At 62.9% G+C, this 17,362-nt stretch carries 17 protein-coding genes; 5 read left to right on the forward strand and 12 right to left on the reverse strand.

The window, feature by feature from the left end; all coding sequences use genetic code 11:
* Positions 1-1,394 (reverse strand): putative bifunctional diguanylate cyclase/phosphodiesterase (locus WA145_RS03045; protein WP_422580155.1); only part of this gene is annotated, 1,394 nt, incomplete at its 3' end.
* A gap of 276 nt (positions 1,395-1,670) precedes the next feature.
* On the opposite strand from WA145_RS03045, the gene rep reads away from it, so the two are divergent.
* Positions 1,671-3,680 carry a DNA helicase Rep gene (rep, locus tag WA145_RS03050; protein WP_422580156.1) on the forward strand — a complete coding sequence of 670 codons (2,010 nt, stop codon included), beginning with the start codon at positions 1,671-1,673 and terminating at the stop codon, positions 3,678-3,680.
* 155 nt (positions 3,681-3,835) lie between these two features.
* On the forward strand, positions 3,836-4,408 hold the full coding sequence (locus WA145_RS03055; protein ID WP_422580157.1) for a xanthine phosphoribosyltransferase: 573 nt from the start codon (positions 3,836-3,838) through the stop codon (positions 4,406-4,408).
* A 12-nt stretch (positions 4,409-4,420) separates the two neighbouring features.
* On the opposite strand, the gene WA145_RS03060 is transcribed toward WA145_RS03055, so the two are convergent.
* The 6 genes from WA145_RS03060 to dadA form a co-directional block, all read right to left on the reverse strand.
* Positions 4,421-6,550, reverse strand: coding sequence for an acetyl-CoA hydrolase/transferase C-terminal domain-containing protein (locus WA145_RS03060; protein ID WP_422580158.1), 2,130 nt, complete (start codon positions 6,548-6,550; stop codon positions 4,421-4,423).
* A gap of 121 nt (positions 6,551-6,671) precedes the next feature.
* Positions 6,672-7,094 (reverse strand): c-type cytochrome, encoded by a 423-nt coding sequence (locus WA145_RS03065; RefSeq protein ID WP_422580159.1) that lies wholly within the window; start codon positions 7,092-7,094, stop codon positions 6,672-6,674.
* A gap of 110 nt (positions 7,095-7,204) precedes the next feature.
* Positions 7,205-7,753 (reverse strand): cupin domain-containing protein, encoded by a 549-nt coding sequence (locus WA145_RS03070; protein ID WP_422580160.1) that lies wholly within the window; start codon positions 7,751-7,753, stop codon positions 7,205-7,207.
* A gap of 102 nt (positions 7,754-7,855) precedes the next feature.
* Positions 7,856-8,929 (reverse strand): alanine racemase, encoded by a 1,074-nt coding sequence (gene alr / locus WA145_RS03075; RefSeq protein WP_422580161.1) that lies wholly within the window; start codon positions 8,927-8,929, stop codon positions 7,856-7,858.
* 89 nt (positions 8,930-9,018) lie between these two features.
* Entirely contained in the window at positions 9,019-9,369 is a 351-nt protein-coding gene (locus WA145_RS03080; protein ID WP_422580162.1) for a RidA family protein, read from the reverse strand.
* Positions 9,344-10,642: a D-amino acid dehydrogenase gene (dadA, locus tag WA145_RS03085; RefSeq protein ID WP_422580163.1), complete on the reverse strand. Its 1,299-nt coding sequence runs from the start codon at positions 10,640-10,642 to the stop codon at positions 9,344-9,346. The genes WA145_RS03080 and dadA overlap by 26 nt, the downstream gene beginning before the upstream one ends.
* A 154-nt stretch (positions 10,643-10,796) precedes the next feature.
* Here dadA and WA145_RS03090 point away from each other — a divergent pair, with 154 nt between their 5' ends.
* On the forward strand, positions 10,797-11,285 hold the full coding sequence (locus WA145_RS03090) for an Lrp/AsnC ligand binding domain-containing protein (RefSeq protein WP_090240673.1): 489 nt from the start codon (positions 10,797-10,799) through the stop codon (positions 11,283-11,285).
* Between the two features lie 55 nt (positions 11,286-11,340).
* Here the strand turns inward: WA145_RS03090 and WA145_RS03095 are convergent, their stop codons facing one another.
* Positions 11,341-11,694, reverse strand: coding sequence for a YkgJ family cysteine cluster protein (locus tag WA145_RS03095; RefSeq protein ID WP_422580164.1), 354 nt, complete (start codon positions 11,692-11,694; stop codon positions 11,341-11,343).
* A 175-nt stretch (positions 11,695-11,869) separates the two neighbouring features.
* Here WA145_RS03095 and WA145_RS03100 point away from each other — a divergent pair, with 175 nt between their 5' ends.
* On the forward strand, positions 11,870-13,189 hold the full coding sequence (locus tag WA145_RS03100; RefSeq protein WP_422580165.1) for an NAD(P)/FAD-dependent oxidoreductase: 1,320 nt from the start codon (positions 11,870-11,872) through the stop codon (positions 13,187-13,189).
* Here the strand turns inward: WA145_RS03100 and WA145_RS03105 are convergent, their stop codons facing one another.
* Positions 13,190-14,362 (reverse strand): MFS transporter, encoded by a 1,173-nt coding sequence (locus tag WA145_RS03105; protein WP_422580166.1) that lies wholly within the window; start codon positions 14,360-14,362, stop codon positions 13,190-13,192. It abuts the gene before it with no gap.
* Positions 14,363-14,693: 331 nt separating this feature from the next.
* Positions 14,694-16,187 (reverse strand): aldehyde dehydrogenase, encoded by a 1,494-nt coding sequence (locus tag WA145_RS03110; protein WP_422580167.1) that lies wholly within the window; start codon positions 16,185-16,187, stop codon positions 14,694-14,696.
* A gap of 254 nt (positions 16,188-16,441) precedes the next feature.
* Between WA145_RS03110 and WA145_RS03115 the strand changes: the two genes are divergently transcribed.
* On the forward strand, positions 16,442-16,807 hold the full coding sequence (locus WA145_RS03115) for a cupin domain-containing protein (protein WP_422580168.1): 366 nt from the start codon (positions 16,442-16,444) through the stop codon (positions 16,805-16,807).
* A gap of 210 nt (positions 16,808-17,017) precedes the next feature.
* Here the strand turns inward: WA145_RS03115 and rpmG are convergent, their stop codons facing one another.
* Both rpmG and rpmB read right to left on the reverse strand, forming a co-directional pair.
* Positions 17,018-17,173: a 50S ribosomal protein L33 gene (gene rpmG, locus WA145_RS03120; protein WP_022960960.1), complete on the reverse strand. Its 156-nt coding sequence runs from the start codon at positions 17,171-17,173 to the stop codon at positions 17,018-17,020.
* A 10-nt stretch (positions 17,174-17,183) separates the two neighbouring features.
* On the reverse strand, positions 17,184-17,362 hold a 179-nt coding region (gene rpmB / locus WA145_RS03125), incomplete at its 5' end, for a 50S ribosomal protein L28 (protein WP_422580169.1).

The raw sequence follows: 17,362 nt of genomic DNA on the forward strand, positions 1-17,362 counted from the left end.
ATCGGCAGGTTGTTCAGGTGCACGAACGAGGAGAAGCCGGTGCCGAAGTCATCCAGGGAGAAGCGCACCCCCAGCTGACCGAGGCCATCCATGGTCTGCTGCACCTGATCGCTGCGGCGCATCACCGCGGTTTCGGTGAGCTCGAACTCCAACCACTGGGCCTCGACGCCACGGTCGGCAATCAGCCGGGTGAGGGTCGGCAACAACTGGCTGTCCTGGAACTGGCGAAACGACAGATTGACCGCCATGTGCAGGGCCGGCAGACCGCGTCCGCGCAGCCACTGCATGTCGCGCAGGGCGCGGGCGATCACCCAGTAGCCGAGCGGCACGATCAACCCGCTCTCTTCCGCCAGGGGAATAAATTCATCCGGGGTCAGCAGCCCGCGCTCGGCATGCCGCCAGCGCACCAAGGCCTCCAGGCCCACCACTTCACCGCTTTGCAGACACAGGCGCGGCTGGTAATGCAGCTCCAGCTCGTCGCGACGCAAGGCCCTGCGCAGCTCGCCTTCGAGGTCGGCACGGTTGCGCGCGCCGCGGCTGTGGCGCTCGTCATAGACACTGAAATTGCAGCCCTGGGTACGCTTGGCCTGCTGCATGGCGATGTGCGCATGCCACATCAGCAGGTCGGCACTGACGCCCTCGCTGGCCTCGGCCACACCCAGGCTGCAGCCGATCAACAGGCTCTCGCCATCGACCCAATACGGCTCGGCCAGGGCCTCGGTGATCTGCCCGACGATGCGCAGGGCACGCCCCGGATCACGGCGAATATCCAACAGCAGGGCGAACTCATCGCTGCCCAGGCGCGCCAGTTGATCACAGGCCTCCAGCTCGCCCTTGAGGCGCGCCACCACTTGCAGGATCAGATGGTCACCGGCCTGGTAACCGAGGGTGTCATTGGCGTGGCGAAAGTTGTCTAGGTCCAGGTGCGCCATGGCCAGGCCACGGCCGGCGAACTCGCTCAGGCGGGCGCGCAACAGGGTGTGAAAACCCTGGCGATTGGCGATGGCGGTCAGCGGGTCCTGCTCCGTCAGGCGCTGCACAGTGTTCTGCAACTGGCCGTGCTTGCCCACATAGCGCAGGCAGCGGCGCAACACATCGCCGGTCAGGCTGTCGCGTACCAGCCAGTCAGTGACCCCGGCGGGCGCCTCGGCCGGCTCCTGTTCCAGCAGTAACACGGTCGGCAAACGACAGCGTCCGGGTGCCGGCAAGTTCGCCGGGGTACTCAGCAACAGGCCATGTTCCTGCTCATCGAACAGGCTGCAGGCCGCCTCCCAGGAAGGTGCGGTAATCAATGCGGCGGGATTGCCAAGCGCCTGCAGGCAATCGCGCAATAGCGACGACCATTCAGTCTCAGCCAACAGGACTAACCGCAAGGGTTCAACAAGCGCGGACAAACAACCTCCCCAGGTAAGAGTCGTAGCAGCCCCCCTGGCTTACTTGCGCCGTTATCGGCGTCATCTTCGTTGCACGTCCTTGTGCCGCGAGCCAGAGCTTGCGGCAAAGCGCCAGGCGGGGCAACCGCCGCCAATCGGCACCAACGTGCTTATTTGCCCACAAAGCGCCAACCACTGCGCAATCTGCGCGATTGCCTGGCAATGGCCCAGCGGTCCCTGCTGGCCCCGCGAGCCTGTTAAAATGCCCGCCCTTCTTTTCCCGAGCCAGAGCCTACGATGTCCCGACTCAATCCCCGGCAGCAGGAAGCCGTGAACTACGTCGGCGGCCCGCTTCTGGTGCTCGCCGGCGCCGGCTCCGGCAAGACCAGCGTGATCACCCGCAAGATCGCCTACTTGGTGCAGCAGTGCGGCATCCGCGCCCAGCACATCGTCGCCATGACCTTTACCAACAAGGCCGCTCGGGAAATGAAAGAGCGCGTCAGCAGCCTGCTCAAGGGCCCCGAGGCGCGTGGCCTGACGGTGTCGACCTTCCACAACCTGGGGATGAACATCATCCGCAAGGAATACGCGGCGCTGGGCTACAAGCCGGGGTTCTCGATCTTCGACGAAGGCGATATCAAGGCGCTGCTGTCGGACATCATGCAGAAGGAATACGCCGGCGACGACGGCACCGACGAGGTGAAGAACTACATCGGCAGCTGGAAGAACGACCTGATCCTGCCCGAGGAGGCCCTGGCCAACGCGCGCAACCCCAAGGAACAGACCGCCGCCATCGTCTACCTGCACTACCAGCGCACGCTCAAGGCGTATAACGCGGTGGACTTCGACGACCTGATTCTGATGCCGGTGAAGCTGTTTCAGGACAACCCGGACATCCTGGAAAAATGGCAGAACCGCATCCGCTACCTGCTGGTCGACGAATACCAGGACACCAACGCCAGCCAGTACCTGCTGGTGAAGTTGCTGGTGGGCATGCGCAACCAGTTCACCGTGGTCGGCGACGATGACCAGTCGATCTACGCCTGGCGCGGCGCGCGCCCGGAAAACCTGATGCTGCTGAAAGAGGATTACCCCTCGCTCAAGGTGGTGATGCTGGAGCAGAACTACCGCTCCACCAGCCGCATCCTCAAGTGCGCCAACGTGCTGATCTCGAACAACCCGCATGCCTTCGAGAAACAGCTGTGGAGCGAGATGGGCATGGGCGATCCGATCCGCGTGATCCGCACCCGCAACGAGGACGCCGAATGCGAGCGGGTGGCCCTGGAAATTCTCACCGAACACCTGCGCACCGAGCGCCCCTACAGCGATTACGCCATCCTCTATCGCGGCAACTACCAGGCCAAGCTGATGGAGCTGAAGTTGCAGCACCACCAGATTCCCTATCGCCTGTCGGGTGGCACCAGCTTCTTCGCCCGCCAGGAGGTGAAGGATTTGATGAGCTACTTCCGCCTGCTGGTCAACCCGGACGACGACAACGCCTTCCTGCGGGTGATCAACGTGCCGCGCCGGGAGATCGGCTCCACCACCCTGGAAAAGCTCGGCAACTACGCCACCAATCGCAAGATCAGCATGTACGCCGCCGCCGGTGAAATCGGCCTGGGCGAACAGCTGGATGCGCGCTATACCGAACGCCTGGCACGCTTTACCAGGTGGATGGACCGGGTGCGCCAGGAGTGCGCGCAGAATGACCCGATCGCAGCGATCCGCAGCATGGTCATGGATATCGACTACGAGAACTGGCTGCGGCAGAACGCCTCCAGCGACAAGGTCGCCGACGCGCGCATGGGCAACGTCTGGTTCCTCGTCGAGGCGCTGAAGAACACCCTGGAGCGCGACGAAGATGGCGATATGACCATCGAGGACGCCATCGGCAAGCTGGTGCTGCGCGACATGCTGGAACGCCAGCAGGAAGAAGAGGAAGGCGCCGAGGGCGTGCAGATGATGACCCTGCATGCGTCCAAGGGCCTGGAATACCCGTCCGTGTATATCCTCGGCGTGGAGGAGGAAATCCTCCCGCACCGCTCCAGCATCGAGGCCGATACGGTTGAGGAGGAGCGGCGCCTGGCCTACGTTGGCATCACCCGGGCCAAGCGCAACCTGACCATGACCTTCGCCGCCAAGCGCAAGCAGTACGGCGAAATCATCGACTGCTCGCCGAGCCGCTTCCTCGATGAACTGCCGCCCGAGGATCTGGTCTGGGAAGGCCAGGAAGACGCGCCGCCCGAGGTCAAGGCCGCCACCGGCAATTCGGCGCTGGCCAATATGCGCGCCATGCTAAAAAAATAGCCGGGAGCTACTTTTAACGTCGCTGGCGACGGCCCGCAGGGTGGCCGCCAAGGATGGCTGGCCATAAAAAATAGTTCTACTCCGTAGCCCGGATGCAATCCGGGACGGGCTCCCCGGATTGCATCCGGGCTACGTTGATGATGAGAGGAATACGCGTGGAAGCGCTAAAACAGAAGATTCGCGACGAAGGCAGCGTACTCTCCGAGCAGGTGCTCAAGGTCGATGCTTTCCTCAACCACCAGATCGATCCTGCGCTGATGCAGCAGATTGGCCATGAGTTTGCCCAGCGCTTTGCCGGCCTGGGCATCAGCAAGATCGTCACCATCGAAGCCTCGGGCATTGCTCCGGCGGTGATGGCCGGCCTGGAGCTGGGCGTGCCAGTGATCTTTGCGCGCAAGTACCAGTCGCTGACGCTCAAGGACGACCTGTATATCTCCAAGGTGTTTTCCTTCACCAAGCAGACCGAAAGCACCCTGGCGATTGCCGCCAAGCACCTAAACGCCCAGGATCACGTGCTGCTGATCGACGACTTTCTGGCCAATGGCCATGCCGCCAAAGCCCTGATCGACCTAATCGGCCAAGCCGGCGCAAGCATTGCCGGCATCGGCGTGGTGATCGAGAAGTCCTTCCAGCGCGGCCGCGCCGAGCTGGATGCGCAGGGCTATCGGGTCGAGTCGCTGGCGCGTATCGGCTCGCTCAAAGGCGGCCAGGTCAGCTTTCTCGACTAAGCCGGCAACGCCTCAGCGACTGGCCCGCAAACCGGCCAACAGCAGGCGCCGCTGCATACGCTGACGCAGCCCAGCCGGCTGGGTCAGCGCCATACGCTGCAGATGCGCGGCGTATTCGCTAGGCGCTGGCGCATGCCACAAGGCAGCCGCCAACTCCAGGGCACAAGCGAATCTCAGTTTGCTCTTCAGCCAATTCAGCGCGCGCAACAGATCACGCTCCTGGTTGTCGAAATCGCAGCCCAGCGGGTACTCGGCGAACAACCCCGGATGACGGCTCTGCACGGCCTGCAAGCGCTCGGGCAGGTTGTCGGCGCAGCGCGGATCGAGGCGGAAATCCTTGGGCAACTTGCCCGCCCGTTGCGCCTGCTCGATCAGGCCCGGCTGAAAGCGCGAGTCACTGATAGTGAGCAGCGCCTCTATCACCTGGGCGTCGGTCTTGCCGCGCAGGTCGGCGATGCCGTATTCGGTCACCACCATATCGCGCAGGTGCCGTGGAATGGTGGCATGAGCATAGTCCCAGACAATATTCGAGCTGATCTGCGCGCCCGCCTGGCGCCAGCTGCGCAACAGCAGAATCGAGCGCGCGCCCTGTAACGCGTGGCCCTGGGCAACGAAATTGTACTGCCCACCGACGCCACTGAGCACCCGGCCATCTTCCAGCTGATCGGCCACCCCGGCACCCAGCAGGGTCATGGTGAAGGCGGTGTTGATAAAGCGCGCATCGCGGCGCTGCAAACGCTTGAGTGCTTCCTGATGATGCAGCTCATTGATAAAACAGATGCCGGTCATGGCAAAGCGCGCCAACTGCGTTGCGCTCAGTTCGCCCAGGCGTTGGTAGAAAGCCTGTGGCCCGAGAAAGAAGCCGCCGTGCACCACCACGCCGCCGCGCGCCCGCCCCAGGTGCTGCTGCAATAGCTGCTGGGTATGCGCATCGCGCAGATCGCTCAGCACTCGTTGCCCGTCGGGCATTAGCAGGCCGCCCGCGTCCCAACGAATGCTTTCAGCCAGCAACCCGTTGGCCTGTAACGCCTGCAGCGCCTGGGCATCCAGTTGCGGCGCGAGGCCGGCATCGAGCAGGGCCTGCACACTGTACGGCAGACCCTGATCATCCAGCGCGCCGCCGGAGGCCAGCTGCTGCAACGCTAATTCGGGGTAGACCGGGCGGCGCACGATGCCCGCATCGGCCAAGGCCAGCAGGCCGTTGACGAACATCTCACTGCAGCCGTACAGCCCCTGGCTAAAGGGCTGCAGGCCACCATCTTTGGCGATTTCGGCTGCCCAGTGAAGGGTGCAGCGCAGTTCAGCCAATACCGCCCGATAGCCCGCATTATCCGCCTGGCGCGCGAGCAAGGCGGCGGTCAGCGCATCGCCCATGGCGCCGATGCCGATCTGCAGGGTGCCGCCGTCACGCACCAGGGCGCTGGCATGCAGACCGATGCAATGATCCTGCAGCGTGACCGGCATATTCGGGGTGGAAAACAGCGTGCTGCGATCCTCTTCCAGCAGCTGCAGGTCAAAACTGCTGCGCGGCACTTCGGCGGTGCCTGCCATATAGGGCAGCGCGCTGTGTACCTGGGCCAGGCACAGAATGGTTTCGCCGGCGGCGCGGCGCTGCTCCAGCAGCGGCAGCAGATCCAGGGTGATATCCGGGTTGCAGCTCAGGCTGAAATGCTCCGGGCGCTGCGCATCCTGGGCGACCAACTGGGCGATTAGGTTCAGGCCCTTGTCATTTAGGTCGCGGGCGACATGGCTGTAATTGCTGCTGATGTAGTTCTGCTGCGTCGTCGCGCTGTCGAGTAGGCTGCCCGGCTGCAGAAAGAACTGCTCGACGCGCACGTTGTCCGGCAAGGTGTCGCGTTGCAGGTCGGCGAGAAAATCCAGTTCGGGATAATCGCCATAGATACGCTCGACGAAGGGCTCGAGCAGGCGCCGCGGCAAGCCCGCCGCAGCCCGCGGGCGGCCCAAACAGAGTGCGGTGTAGATGGTCAGCTGACGCTGCGGCAGTTGCTTGATCCGTGCGTAGAGTGCGTTGACCCACTGATTCGGTTTGCCCAGGCCCAGGGGCAGGCCAAGGTGAATAGGCCCTTCGAGGGTGCTGAGGACGTGGTCAACCGCCTGCTCAATGGAACACTGCTTCGGCATCGGGTTTCTCCTGGCATCGGTAACAGGGCAATGGGCCTATTGCCCATTATTGCCACAACGCCACGCCACAACGAAAAAGCCGCCCTGGCAGGCGGCTTTTTCTACAGCTTTCGGCGAACGCTTACAGGCCGGACATCTTCTGGATGGCGCCACGCAGCTCGTCATCCGAGCAATCGGCACAGGTGCCTTTCGGCGGCATGGCGTTGATGCCGGCAATCGCGGTTTGCAGAATACCGTCGATACCACCTTCTTTATCGGCACGCGCCTTCCAGGCGGCGGTATCGCCAATTTTCGGCGCACCCAGAATACCCGGGGTGTGGCAGGCACCGCAGTGCTTGGCGATGATGTCATCGGCAGTACGCGCAGCGCCGCCAGCGGCAACCGCCACGGCACCCACGCCCTTGCACTCTTCACCCATTACACAGACTTGGCCGACCGGCTTCAGTCGCTCGGCAATCGCGTCGTCGGTCGTGGCCTGAGCAGTCACTGCCCACAGGGCCAATACGGTAGCCGGTGCTACCAGGAGCTTTTTAATCAGGTTCACGGTACACCCTCTTCGTGGCTAGTCACGCTCGCGGCCACGGTTTCGCGAGCGGGCGCCAGTATAACGGCAAGCTGCTGCCGCCGAAACAACCCAGATTGTCGCAGGGTTATTTAGAAATTGGCCGGCGTAGTGGCGCTGATCAGTCGCGCCGGTTGCTCGAACGGATTACGGAAACGGTGCGGTTTGCTGCTCTCGAAGTAGTAGCTGTCGCCCGGCTCGAGGATAAACACCTCGTCGCCCACGGTCAGCTCCAACTTGCCTTCGACCAGTATGCCGGCCTCTTCGCCTTCGTGGGCGTACATCTCGTCGCCGGTGTCGGTGCCGCAGGGATAGGTTTCATCGAGAAAGGAGATGGCCCGGCTGGGATGCGCCTTGCCCACCAGCTTCATGGTGATGGCCCCGCTGCAGATATCGGTGAGTTCGGCGGCACGATAGACCACCTGGGCCTGGCTATCCGGCTCCACGTCCAGGGAGAAGAACTCCACCAGCGACATAGGGATACCCGCCAACACCTTTTTCAACGAACTGATCGAAGGGCTGACGCTGTTCTTCTCGATCATCGAAATGGTGCTGTTGGTGACGCCCGCCCGTTTGGCGAGTTCACGCTGGGAAAGGCCTTTGAGTTTGCGAATGGATTGCAGGCGTACACCGACGTCCAATGCTGGAGTCCCCCTTGGGAGTGATACGGAAAAGTCGCCGTATCATGGCATAGCGTTCGGAATTTACAACACTCGCGTTCAAACTCGTCTACAGCACTGTATTTAATTGCCGAGATAGAGCAGCGGCGCCCGCCGCAGGTTGCAGAATAACTGGTAGGGAATGCTGCCGGCCTGGGCAGCCACATCGCTGGCCAGCACCTGTTTGCCCCAGAGTTCGACCCGGCTGCCCAGGCCCGCTTGCGGCAGATCGGTCAAATCGACGGTGAGCATGTCCATCGACACGCGGCCGATCAGGCGGGTCAGTTGGCCGTCCACCGCCACTGGCGTGCCGGTCGGCGCGTGACGTGGATAGCCGTCGGCATAGCCCATGGCGACCACGCCGACGCGGGTCGGCCGTTCGCTGACAAAGCGTGCGCCATAGCCCACCGGCTCGCCGGCCGGCAGCTCGCGCACGCTGATAATCTTCGATTCCAGGGTCATTACCGGTTGCAGGCGCGCGGCCACGGCCTGCGCCTGTTCGAACGGCGTGGCACCGTAGAGCATGATGCCGGGGCGCACCCAGTCACTCGGTACGTTGGGCCAACCGAGTACAGCCGGCGAATTGCGCAGGCTGACCTCAGCGACTATGCCCTGCCGCGCCTGCTGAAACACCGCTAGCTGTTCGTCGCTGCGCGGGCAATCCAGCTCGTCGGCGCGGGCGAAGTGGCTCATCAGCACGATCTTCGCCACCTTGCCACTGGCCAGCAGGCGCTGATAGGCCACCTGATAGTCGGCCGGATGCAGGCCGACGCGGTGCATGCCGCTGTCCAGCTTCAGCCAGACCGTCAGCGGCGTGCTGATGCTGCTGCGCTCAAGCGCCTCCAGCTGCCACAACGAGTGCACCACGCACCACAGCTCGTGCTGCTCGATCAGCGGCAATTCGTCCGCCTCGAAAAAACCTTCCAGCAGCAGGATCGGCCCGCGAATACCGGCCGCGCGCAGCTGCAGCGCTTCCTCGATACAGGCCACGGCAAACCCGTCGGCCTGCTCCTGCAACGCCTGGGCACAGCGCACCGCACCATGGCCGTAAGCGTCCGCCTTGATCACCGCCAGGGCGCGCGCGCCGCTGACTTCACGGGCCAGTTGGTAGTTGTGACGCAAGGCTTGCAGATCAATCAGAGCACGGGCAGGACGCATGATGTTCTCGGCTATCAGCAGTTTTCAGGCTATAAAAAAGCCCGGTGTGGTGGCCGGGCAAACACGTATCGCAAACCGAATCGACCGATTTACAGGGCGGCCACGATCATCATTTCCACCAGCACCTCGGGCTTGTACATCTTCGCCTCGACGCAGGCCCGCGCAGGTGCCGCGCCCGGTGCAACCCAGGCATCCCAGACCTGATTGAGCCCGGCGTAATCGCGCGCCATGTCCCTCAGGTAGATGGTCACGGAGAGGATCTTCGACTTGTCGCTGCCGGCCTCGGCCAGCATACGCTCGGTGTTGGCCAGGGTTTCGCGGGTTTGCTGCACGATATCGCCGCTGTAGTCGTCCGCCAGTTGCCCGGCCAGGTAGACCGTGCCGTTATGGATAACGATTTCGCTGTAACGACTCTCAGTGTGCAGGCGCTGTACTGACATGCTTGTGATTCTCCTGGGAACGGCTGTAACGGGAAATATCCAGGCCTTCGGCGCTGATCTGCGGGCGCTTTTTCGCCATCAGATCGGCGAGCAGGCGACCGGAGCCGCAGGCCATGGTCCAGCCCAGTGTGCCGTGACCGGTGTTGAGGAACAAATTGCGCAAGCGGGTGGCGCCAACAATCGGCGTGCCGTCCGGGGTGGCCGGGCGCAGGCCGGTCCAGAATTCGGCCTGGCTCAGGTCGCCGCCTTGCGGGTAGAGATCGGCGGTGATCATTTCCAGGGTCGCGCGGCGTTTAGGGTTGAGCTGCAGGTCGAAACCGGCGATCTCGGCCATGCCGCCGACGCGGATGCGCTGGTCGAAACGGGTGATCGCCACCTTGTAGGTTTCATCGAGGATGGTCGAGGTCGGCGCCATCGCGGCATTGGTGATCGGCACGGTCAGCGAGTAGCCCTTGAGCGGGTACACCGGCGCGCGGATGCCCAGCGGCTTGAGCAGTTGCGGGCTGAAGCTGCCGAGGGCGAGCACGTAGCGGTCGGCGGTCTCCAGCTTGCCGTCGATCCACACGCCATTGACCCGGTCACCCACGGCGTCGATGCGCTGGATGTTCTGGCCGAAGCGGAATTCCACGCCCAGGGCCTTGGCCATTTCGGCCAGCTTGCTGGTGAACAGCTGACAATCGCCGGTCTGGTCATTCGGCAGACGCAACGCGCCGGCCAGCTTGTCGGTCACCGCCGCCAGGGCCGGTTCGACGCGGGCAATGCCGGCGCGGTCGAGCAATTCATAAGGCACGCCGGATTGCTTGAGTACGGCGGTGTCCTTGGCGGCATTGTCCAGTTGCGCCTGGGTGCGGAACAGCTGGGTAGTGCCCAGGCTACGGCCCTCATAGGCGATGCCGGTTTCCAAGCGCAGCTCGTCGAGGCAGTCGCGGCTGTACTCGGACAGGCGCACCATGCGCTCCTTGTTCACCGCGTAGCGGCTGGCGGTACAGTTGCGCAGCATCTGCGCCATCCACAGGTATTGGTCGATATCGGCGGTGGCCTTGATCGCCAGCGGCGCGTGCTTTTGCAGCAGCCACTTGATGGCTTTCAGCGGTACGCCCGGCGCCGCCCAAGGCGAGGCGTAGCCGGGAGAGACCTGGCCGGCGTTGGCGAAGCTGGTTTCCATGGCCGGAGCACTCTGCCGGTCGACCACCACTACGTCGAAACCCTGACGTGCCAGGTAATACGCACTGACTGTGCCAATCACACCGCTACCGAGAATCAGAACCCGCATGTTGCTCTCCTCGCCACGCCCAGCGCGACGGATAATTCTTGAGATCGCTATGGGGCGCAGTATAGGAAGAGATCAGCAGTGCTATTCACTATATAAATAGCTATATTTGGCGACAATTCTTGGCAAAAACGCCTTCAGCAGAGGGGTATCCACCATGCGCACCCAACATCAAAGCCGCCGCGAACTGGACAAAATCGACCGCAATATCCTGCGTATCCTGCAGGAAGACGGGCGCATCAGCTTTACCGAGCTGGGTGAACGAGTCGGCCTGTCGACCACGCCCTGCACCGAGCGCGTGCGCCGCCTGGAGCGCGAAGGGATCATCATGGGCTACCACGCCCGGCTCAACCCGCAGCAGCTCAAGGCCAGCCTGCTGGTGTTTGTCGAGATCAGCCTGGACTACAAGTCCGGTGACACCTTCGAGGAGTTCCGCCGCGCCGTGCTCAAGCTGCCGCACGTACTCGAATGCCATCTGGTGTCCGGCGACTTCGACTACCTGGTGAAGGCGCGGATCAACGAGATGGCCAGCTACCGCAAGCTGCTCGGCGACATCCTGCTCAAGTTGCCGCATGTGCGCGAGTCGAAGAGCTATATCGTCATGGAAGAGGTGAAAGAGAGCCTAAGCCTGCCGATTGCCGAGTAGGCCGGGCGGGGCCGCCTAGGGGCAAGCCATCCCCCATCCGGCCGACCGATTGCCGTCAAACCAGCACCTGGCGGGTAGTGGCGATCAGCTGGTGTACCCGCTTTGCCACCGCCGCCTCGATCATCTGCTCCGGCGCCTGGCCACGCGGGCAGGGCAAGCTGGGCGTAGTGCCGAACAGGCGGCAGATCAGCGGGCGCTGGTCGTACACCGTGCAGCCCTGCGGACCCAGGTGCACGCAGTTGTATTCGGCCAGCGCGGCGGCGTGTTCGGCAGCGCTTTTCACCGGCAGGCGCGACATCTCCTCGGATGAGGCGGTAACCGGCCCACAGCAATCGTGACAGCCCGGCACGCAGGCGAAACTGGGTATCTGCAAACGCAACTGATCGATCCTGCGGCTGGTGCAGCTCATGGGCGTAATCCTGAAACACAGGCCGGCATAGTAACCGCGCGCCGGGCTGAATCGCGGACAGTTAGCCGTCCAGCCGACGAAAATCCGCTTATTTCGCGATTGCCTCTTGGCGTTTGGCAAATCCCACGCTTATCCTTCGTAAAATTTTCCAAACACAACAATCAGGATTCCACACATGAACGCCCGCGTTCACCAGCCGGCTGATCACCGCCAGCACGCCAACTCCTATTACGCCGCCAGCGCCAATCGCCAACTCGACTACCCCGCCCTGGGCGGTGAATTACGCGCAGATGTGTGCGTCGTTGGCGGTGGCTTTTCCGGCCTTAACACCGCCATCGAGCTGGCGCAGAAAGGCCTCTCGGTGGTGCTGCTGGAAGCGCACAAGATCGGCTGGGGCGCCAGCGGACGTAACGGCGGCCAGCTGATTCGTGGCGTCGGCCATGGCGTTGAGCAGTTTGAGTCGGTAATCGGTGTACAGGGCGTGCGCGAGCTGAAACTGATGGGCCTGGAAGCGGTGGAAATCGTCCGCCAGCGCATCGCGCAGTTCAATATCGACTGCGACCTGACCTGGGGCTACTGCGACCTGGCCAACAAGCCCAGCCACCTGGAAGGCTTTGCCGAGGACATGGCCGAGCTCAAGCAGCTGGGCTATCGCCACGACATGCGCCTGCTGCAACCGGAGCAAATGCACGAAGTGGTGGGCTCCAACCGTTACGTCGGCGGCCTGATCGACATGGGTTCCGGCCACCTGCACCCACTCAACCTGGCCCTCGGTGAGGCCGCAGCGGCGCAGAGCCTGGGCGTGCAGCTGTTCGAGCGCTCGGCGGTAACGCGCATCGACTACGGCAGCGAGGTCAAGGTGCACACCGCCCAAGGCGTGGTGCGCGCCGCCACGCTGGTGCTCGGCTGCAACGCCTACCTGAATGGCCTGAACAGTAATTTGGGCGGCAAGGTATTGCCCGCCGGCAGCTATGTGATCGCCACCGAGCCGCTGTCCGAAGCCGAAGCGCGGGCCATCATTCCGCAGAATATGGCGCTGTGCGACCAGCGCGTGGCCCTCGACTATTACCGCCTGTCCGCCGATCGGCGCCTGCTGTTTGGCGGCGCCTGCCACTACTCAGGTCGCGATCCGGCGGACATCGCCGGCTATATGCGGCCGAAAATGCTGGAAGTCTTCCCGCACCTGCATGACGTGAAGATCGACTACCAGTGGGGTGGCATGATCGGCATCGGCGCCAACCGCCTGCCGCAGATCGGCCGCCTCAAGGAACAGCCCAACGTGTATTACGCCCAGGCCTACTCGGGCCACGGGGTAAATGCCACCCACCTGGCCGGCAAGCTGCTCGGCGAAGCCATTGCCGGCCAGCAAAGCACAGGCTTCGACCTGTTCGCCAAGGTGCCGCATATGACCTTCCCTGGCGGCAAACACCTGCGCTCACCACTCTTGGCCCTGGGCATGCTCTGGCATCGCCTCAAGGAAAGCCTGGGCAGCTAATCACTCCTGCACGCGCACCGGCAGCTCTGTTGCGGCGAGCGCAGGTTCGGCAAAAGCCCCACGGCGAAACGCCAGCCAGACAAACACTGCCGCGCCAATGGCCATCAGGATCGGCAGCGCATGGCCGCTGAGCCACTGGCTGGCGGCGCCGGTCGACAGCGGCCCGAGCAGACAACCCGCGCCCCAGAGCAAGGCGATTTGGGCATTGGCGCGCACCAATGCATCGTCGCGATAGCGCTGGCCGACCAGAATCAGCGACAGGGTGTACAGGCCGCCCGCGCTGGCGCCGAACAGCACCAGCACCACCCAGATCAGCGGCGTGTGCAGCAATGACGGAATGCTCAGGCTCGACAGCAACAGCACCACCCCACAGCAGCGGAACAGGGTCTGCCGTGGGACGCGGTCGGCCATCCAGCCAATCGGCAGCTGCAGCGCGGCATCGCCAACCACCACCGCACTGACCATGGTCAACGCCAGCTGCTGGGCAAAGCCTTCGCGCAGCAGGTACACCGGCAGCAGGGTCAGCACCATCGCCTCGAAGGCGGCAAACAGCACCACCGCCCAGGCAATTGCCGGCGAAGTGCGGCAAAACGCCAGGATGCCGCGCCCGGACGCACTCTGCGCATTGACCTTGGGCGCGCCATCACGGCCCAACAGCAGCAGGCTGCCGCCCACCAGCAGCGCGGCAGAAAACCAGAAGCCACGGTCACTTTCTGTGCCCAGCAGGGTCAGCAGCAACGGCCCGCACAGCTGGCTCAAGGCGAAGCCGGTGCCATATAGCGCCACCAGACGGCCGCGCAGCCGGTCCTCGACCAGCTGATTGATCCAGCTTTCGCCGAGCACAAACACCACGGTCAGGGAAATGCCAATCAGCAGGCGCAGCAGCAGCCACAGCGGGTAGCTCGGCATCACGCTCAGCAGCGCCACCGACGCGGCACTGGCCAGCAGGCACAGGCGCAAGGTCTGCGGCGTGCCGAACCAGCCGGCCAGATGCCCGGTAAGCCGTGCGCCGAGCAACACGCCAATGGCCGGCATACCGGCCATCACACCTATGGCAAAGGGGCCGTAACCCCAGGACTCAAGGCGAAACGACACCAGCGGCAGCGTCACCCCGAGCGACAGTCCGACTATCACCACCGCCGCGCTAACGGCGAAATAGGTTGCCCACTTCATAGCCATGTCCTTCCATCTATATGGCCGTCAAAAGCAAACGGCCGGATTTCCTAGGAAACCCGGCCGCAGGTGTGGCTCGCCAGAGCCGGCCCCGAAGGGCGGACCTTAATCACGGTAAACCCAGCCTCTACTCGCCCGGGCCCACCGCCAATCCAGAGCTTCGGGACTAAGACCAGGACCAACGGGAGTAACAGCCGCAGGCTGGCCCGCAGGGTGAGCGCCAGCGAATCAGGCGCCCCGCAGCTTTAAGCGCAGCGTACTGCAGTACGTGAGCATTAAAAGCGAGGGCGCAACGCAGCATGGCCGACGGCCCGGAGGTCGGCCGGAAGCGTTACAGCTTGATCCAGGTCGCCTTAATCTCGGTGTACTTGTCGAAGGCATGCAGCGACTTGTCACGGCCGTTGCCCGACTGCTTGAAGCCGCCGAACGGCGCGGTCATGTCGCCGCCGTCATATTGGTTGACCCACATGCTGCCGACGCGCAGGGCCTTGGCCGCCAGGTGCGCCTTGGACAGGTTGCTGGTCCAGATGGCGGCCGCCAGGCCGTAGATGCTGTCGTTGGCGATCTGGATGGCTTCTTCGGTGCTGTCAAAGGCAATCACCGTCAGCACCGGGCCGAAGATTTCTTCCTGGGCGATGCGCATGGCGTTGTGCGCGTCATCGAAGATGGTCGGTTCAACGTACTGGCCGCCGGTATCGATCAGGGTGCGCTTGCCGCCGCAGAGCAGTTTGGCCTGATCCTTATGGCCGGCGTCGATATAGCCGAGCACCGCATTCAGGTGACCGGCATCGACCAGCGCGCCGACCTTGGTGTCCGGGTCCAGGGCGTGACCGGCTTTCCAGCCCTGCATGGCTTCCAGCACCATGGGCATAAAGGTGTCCTTGATCGAACGTTCCACCAGCAAGCGTGAGCCGGCGGTGCACATCTCACCCTGGTTGAAGCAGATCGCCGCCGCAGCCGCTTCGGCCGCCGCCTTGAGGTCCGGCGCATCGGCGAAGACGATATTGGCGCTCTTGCCGCCAGCTTCCAGCCAGACACGCTTCATGTTCGATTCACCGGCGTAGATCATCAGCTGCTTAGCGATCTTGGTCGAACCGGTGAACACCAGGGTGTCGACATCCATATGCAACGCCAGCGCCTTGCCGACGGTATGGCCGTAACCCGGCAGCACATTGAGCACGCCCGCCGGGATACCGGCCTCCAGCGCCAGCTGCGCCATGCGCAGGGCAGTCAGCGGAGATTTTTCCGACGGTTTGACGATCACCGAGTTGCCGGTGGCCAGGGCCGGACCGAGCTTCCAGGCGGTCATGATCATCGGGAAGTTCCACGGCACGATGGCCGCCACCACGCCGACCGGCTCACGGGTCACCAGACCCAGCTCATCGTGCGGGGTAGCCGCCACTTCGTCGTAGATCTTGTCGACCGCTTCGCCACTCCAGCGAATCGCCCGCGAAGCACCCGGTACATCGACACCCAGGGCGTCGCTGATCGGCTTGCCCATGTCCAGGGTTTCCAGCAGCGCCAGCTCTTCGGCGTGCTGATCCATCAGGTCGGCGAAACGGATCATCACGCGCTTGCGCTGCGCCGGGGCCATGCGTGACCAGACGCCGGATTCGAAGGTGGCGCGGGCGTCACTCACGGCCAGCTCGGCATCGGCCAGATCACAGCTGGCCACCAGGCCGAGCAAGCGACCGTCGACCGGGCTGATGCACTCGAACGTGGCCCCGGATACAGCAGCGCGGTACTCGCCATGCACAAAGGCACGGCCTTCGATCTTCAGGTTCTTGGCGCGCTGCTCCCAGTCGGCACGAGTCAGGCTAGTCATTCGTACATCCTCTATCGCTAGTAGAGCGCGGCAGGTTGGCAGCCCGCGCTGTCAAAAATTTCGCCAGGCTTTACGCAAGCCCAATCCTGCCGGCAACACTAAACCAGAGGCCTGCACACTTCCAATATTTTTTACAAAAACCGGCAAAGCCGCCTTGTTATGTGTGCTTTATTAAACATAGACTGCCGAAATCGCCACCCCAATCGACAACAAGCCTGGCCTTAACAGGCGCTCAATCCCGACCGGACATGCTTATGAACATTGAAAAAATCGTCGACTTCGCCACCGCCACCACTACGCCCGAGCACTACCGTCCGGCAACGGAGAAAGTACTCAAGGGTGACCCCGAGCAAAGTGTGCGCAACCACTACAGCAGCCCGTGTGGGCAGTTCAATACGGGGATCTGGGAAGGCGCCGTCGGCCACTGGACCATCAACTACACCGAACACGAGTACTGCGAAATCCTGCAAGGCGTCTCGGTACTGCGCGACAAGGACGGCAACGGCAAGACCCTGCGCGCCGGCGACCGCTTCGTCATCCCGGCCGGTTTCTCCGGCACCTGGGAAGTGCTGGAGCCCTGCCGCAAGGTCTATGTGATCTTTGAACAAGCCAGCAACTAATCAGGCCACTCTTCATGCGTCACCCTTTGCCCGCCTTTATGGCGGGCTTTTTATCGCCTGCCATCCCTGGCGGCCACCCTGCGGGCCGTTGCTACGCAACGTTAAAAATGGCTCCCGGCCATTTTTATCGCCTGCGCTTAATGGGGCCAAATCGCAGACAAGAAAAAGCCCGCCATAAAGGCGGGCTTTTTCGACAGGCAGCCAGATCAATTACTTGATCTTGCCTTCCTTGTACATCACGTGCTTACGCACAACCGGATCGAATTTTTTAATTTCGATTTTGTCCGGAGTGGTGCGCTTGTTTTTGTCGGTAGTGTAGAAGTGACCAGTACCGGCACTCGAGATCAAACGGATCAATTCACGCATGACTTTCTCCTTAAACCTTTTCGCCGCGAGCGCGCAGCTCGGACAGAACGACGTCAATACCACGCTTGTCGATGCAACGCATGCCTTTGGCAGAAACGCGCAGACGCACGAAACGGTTCTCAGACTCGACCCAGAAGCGGTGATGCTGCAGGTTCGGCAGGAAACGACGACGGGTTTTGTTGTTTGCGT

The organism is Pseudomonas sp., assembly GCF_049301935.1.
Classification (GTDB): Bacteria; Pseudomonadota; Gammaproteobacteria; order Pseudomonadales; family Pseudomonadaceae; genus Aquipseudomonas.

Bases quoted from the DNA above. Each gene is read 5' to 3' on its own strand.
- rep (WP_422580156.1), top strand. From the start codon at position 1,671: ATGTCCCGACTCAATCCCCGGCAGCAGGAAGCCGTGAACTACGTCGGC.
- WA145_RS03060 (WP_422580158.1), bottom strand. From the start codon at position 6,550: ATGCCGAAGCAGTGTTCCATTGAGCAGGCGGTTGACCACGTCCTCAGC.
- alr (WP_422580161.1), bottom strand. From the start codon at position 8,929: ATGCGTCCTGCCCGTGCTCTGATTGATCTGCAAGCCTTGCGTCACAAC.
- WA145_RS03080 (WP_422580162.1), bottom strand. From the start codon at position 9,369: ATGTCAGTACAGCGCCTGCACACTGAGAGTCGTTACAGCGAAATCGTT.
- dadA (WP_422580163.1), bottom strand. From the start codon at position 10,642: ATGCGGGTTCTGATTCTCGGTAGCGGTGTGATTGGCACAGTCAGTGCG.
- WA145_RS03090 (WP_090240673.1), top strand. From the start codon at position 10,797: ATGCGCACCCAACATCAAAGCCGCCGCGAACTGGACAAAATCGACCGC.
- WA145_RS03095 (WP_422580164.1), bottom strand. From the start codon at position 11,694: ATGAGCTGCACCAGCCGCAGGATCGATCAGTTGCGTTTGCAGATACCC.
- WA145_RS03100 (WP_422580165.1), top strand. From the start codon at position 11,870: ATGAACGCCCGCGTTCACCAGCCGGCTGATCACCGCCAGCACGCCAAC.
- WA145_RS03105 (WP_422580166.1), bottom strand. From the start codon at position 14,362: ATGAAGTGGGCAACCTATTTCGCCGTTAGCGCGGCGGTGGTGATAGTC.
- WA145_RS03110 (WP_422580167.1), bottom strand. From the start codon at position 16,187: ATGACTAGCCTGACTCGTGCCGACTGGGAGCAGCGCGCCAAGAACCTG.
- WA145_RS03115 (WP_422580168.1), top strand. From the start codon at position 16,442: ATGAACATTGAAAAAATCGTCGACTTCGCCACCGCCACCACTACGCCC.
- rpmG (WP_022960960.1), bottom strand. From the start codon at position 17,173: ATGCGTGAATTGATCCGTTTGATCTCGAGTGCCGGTACTGGTCACTTC.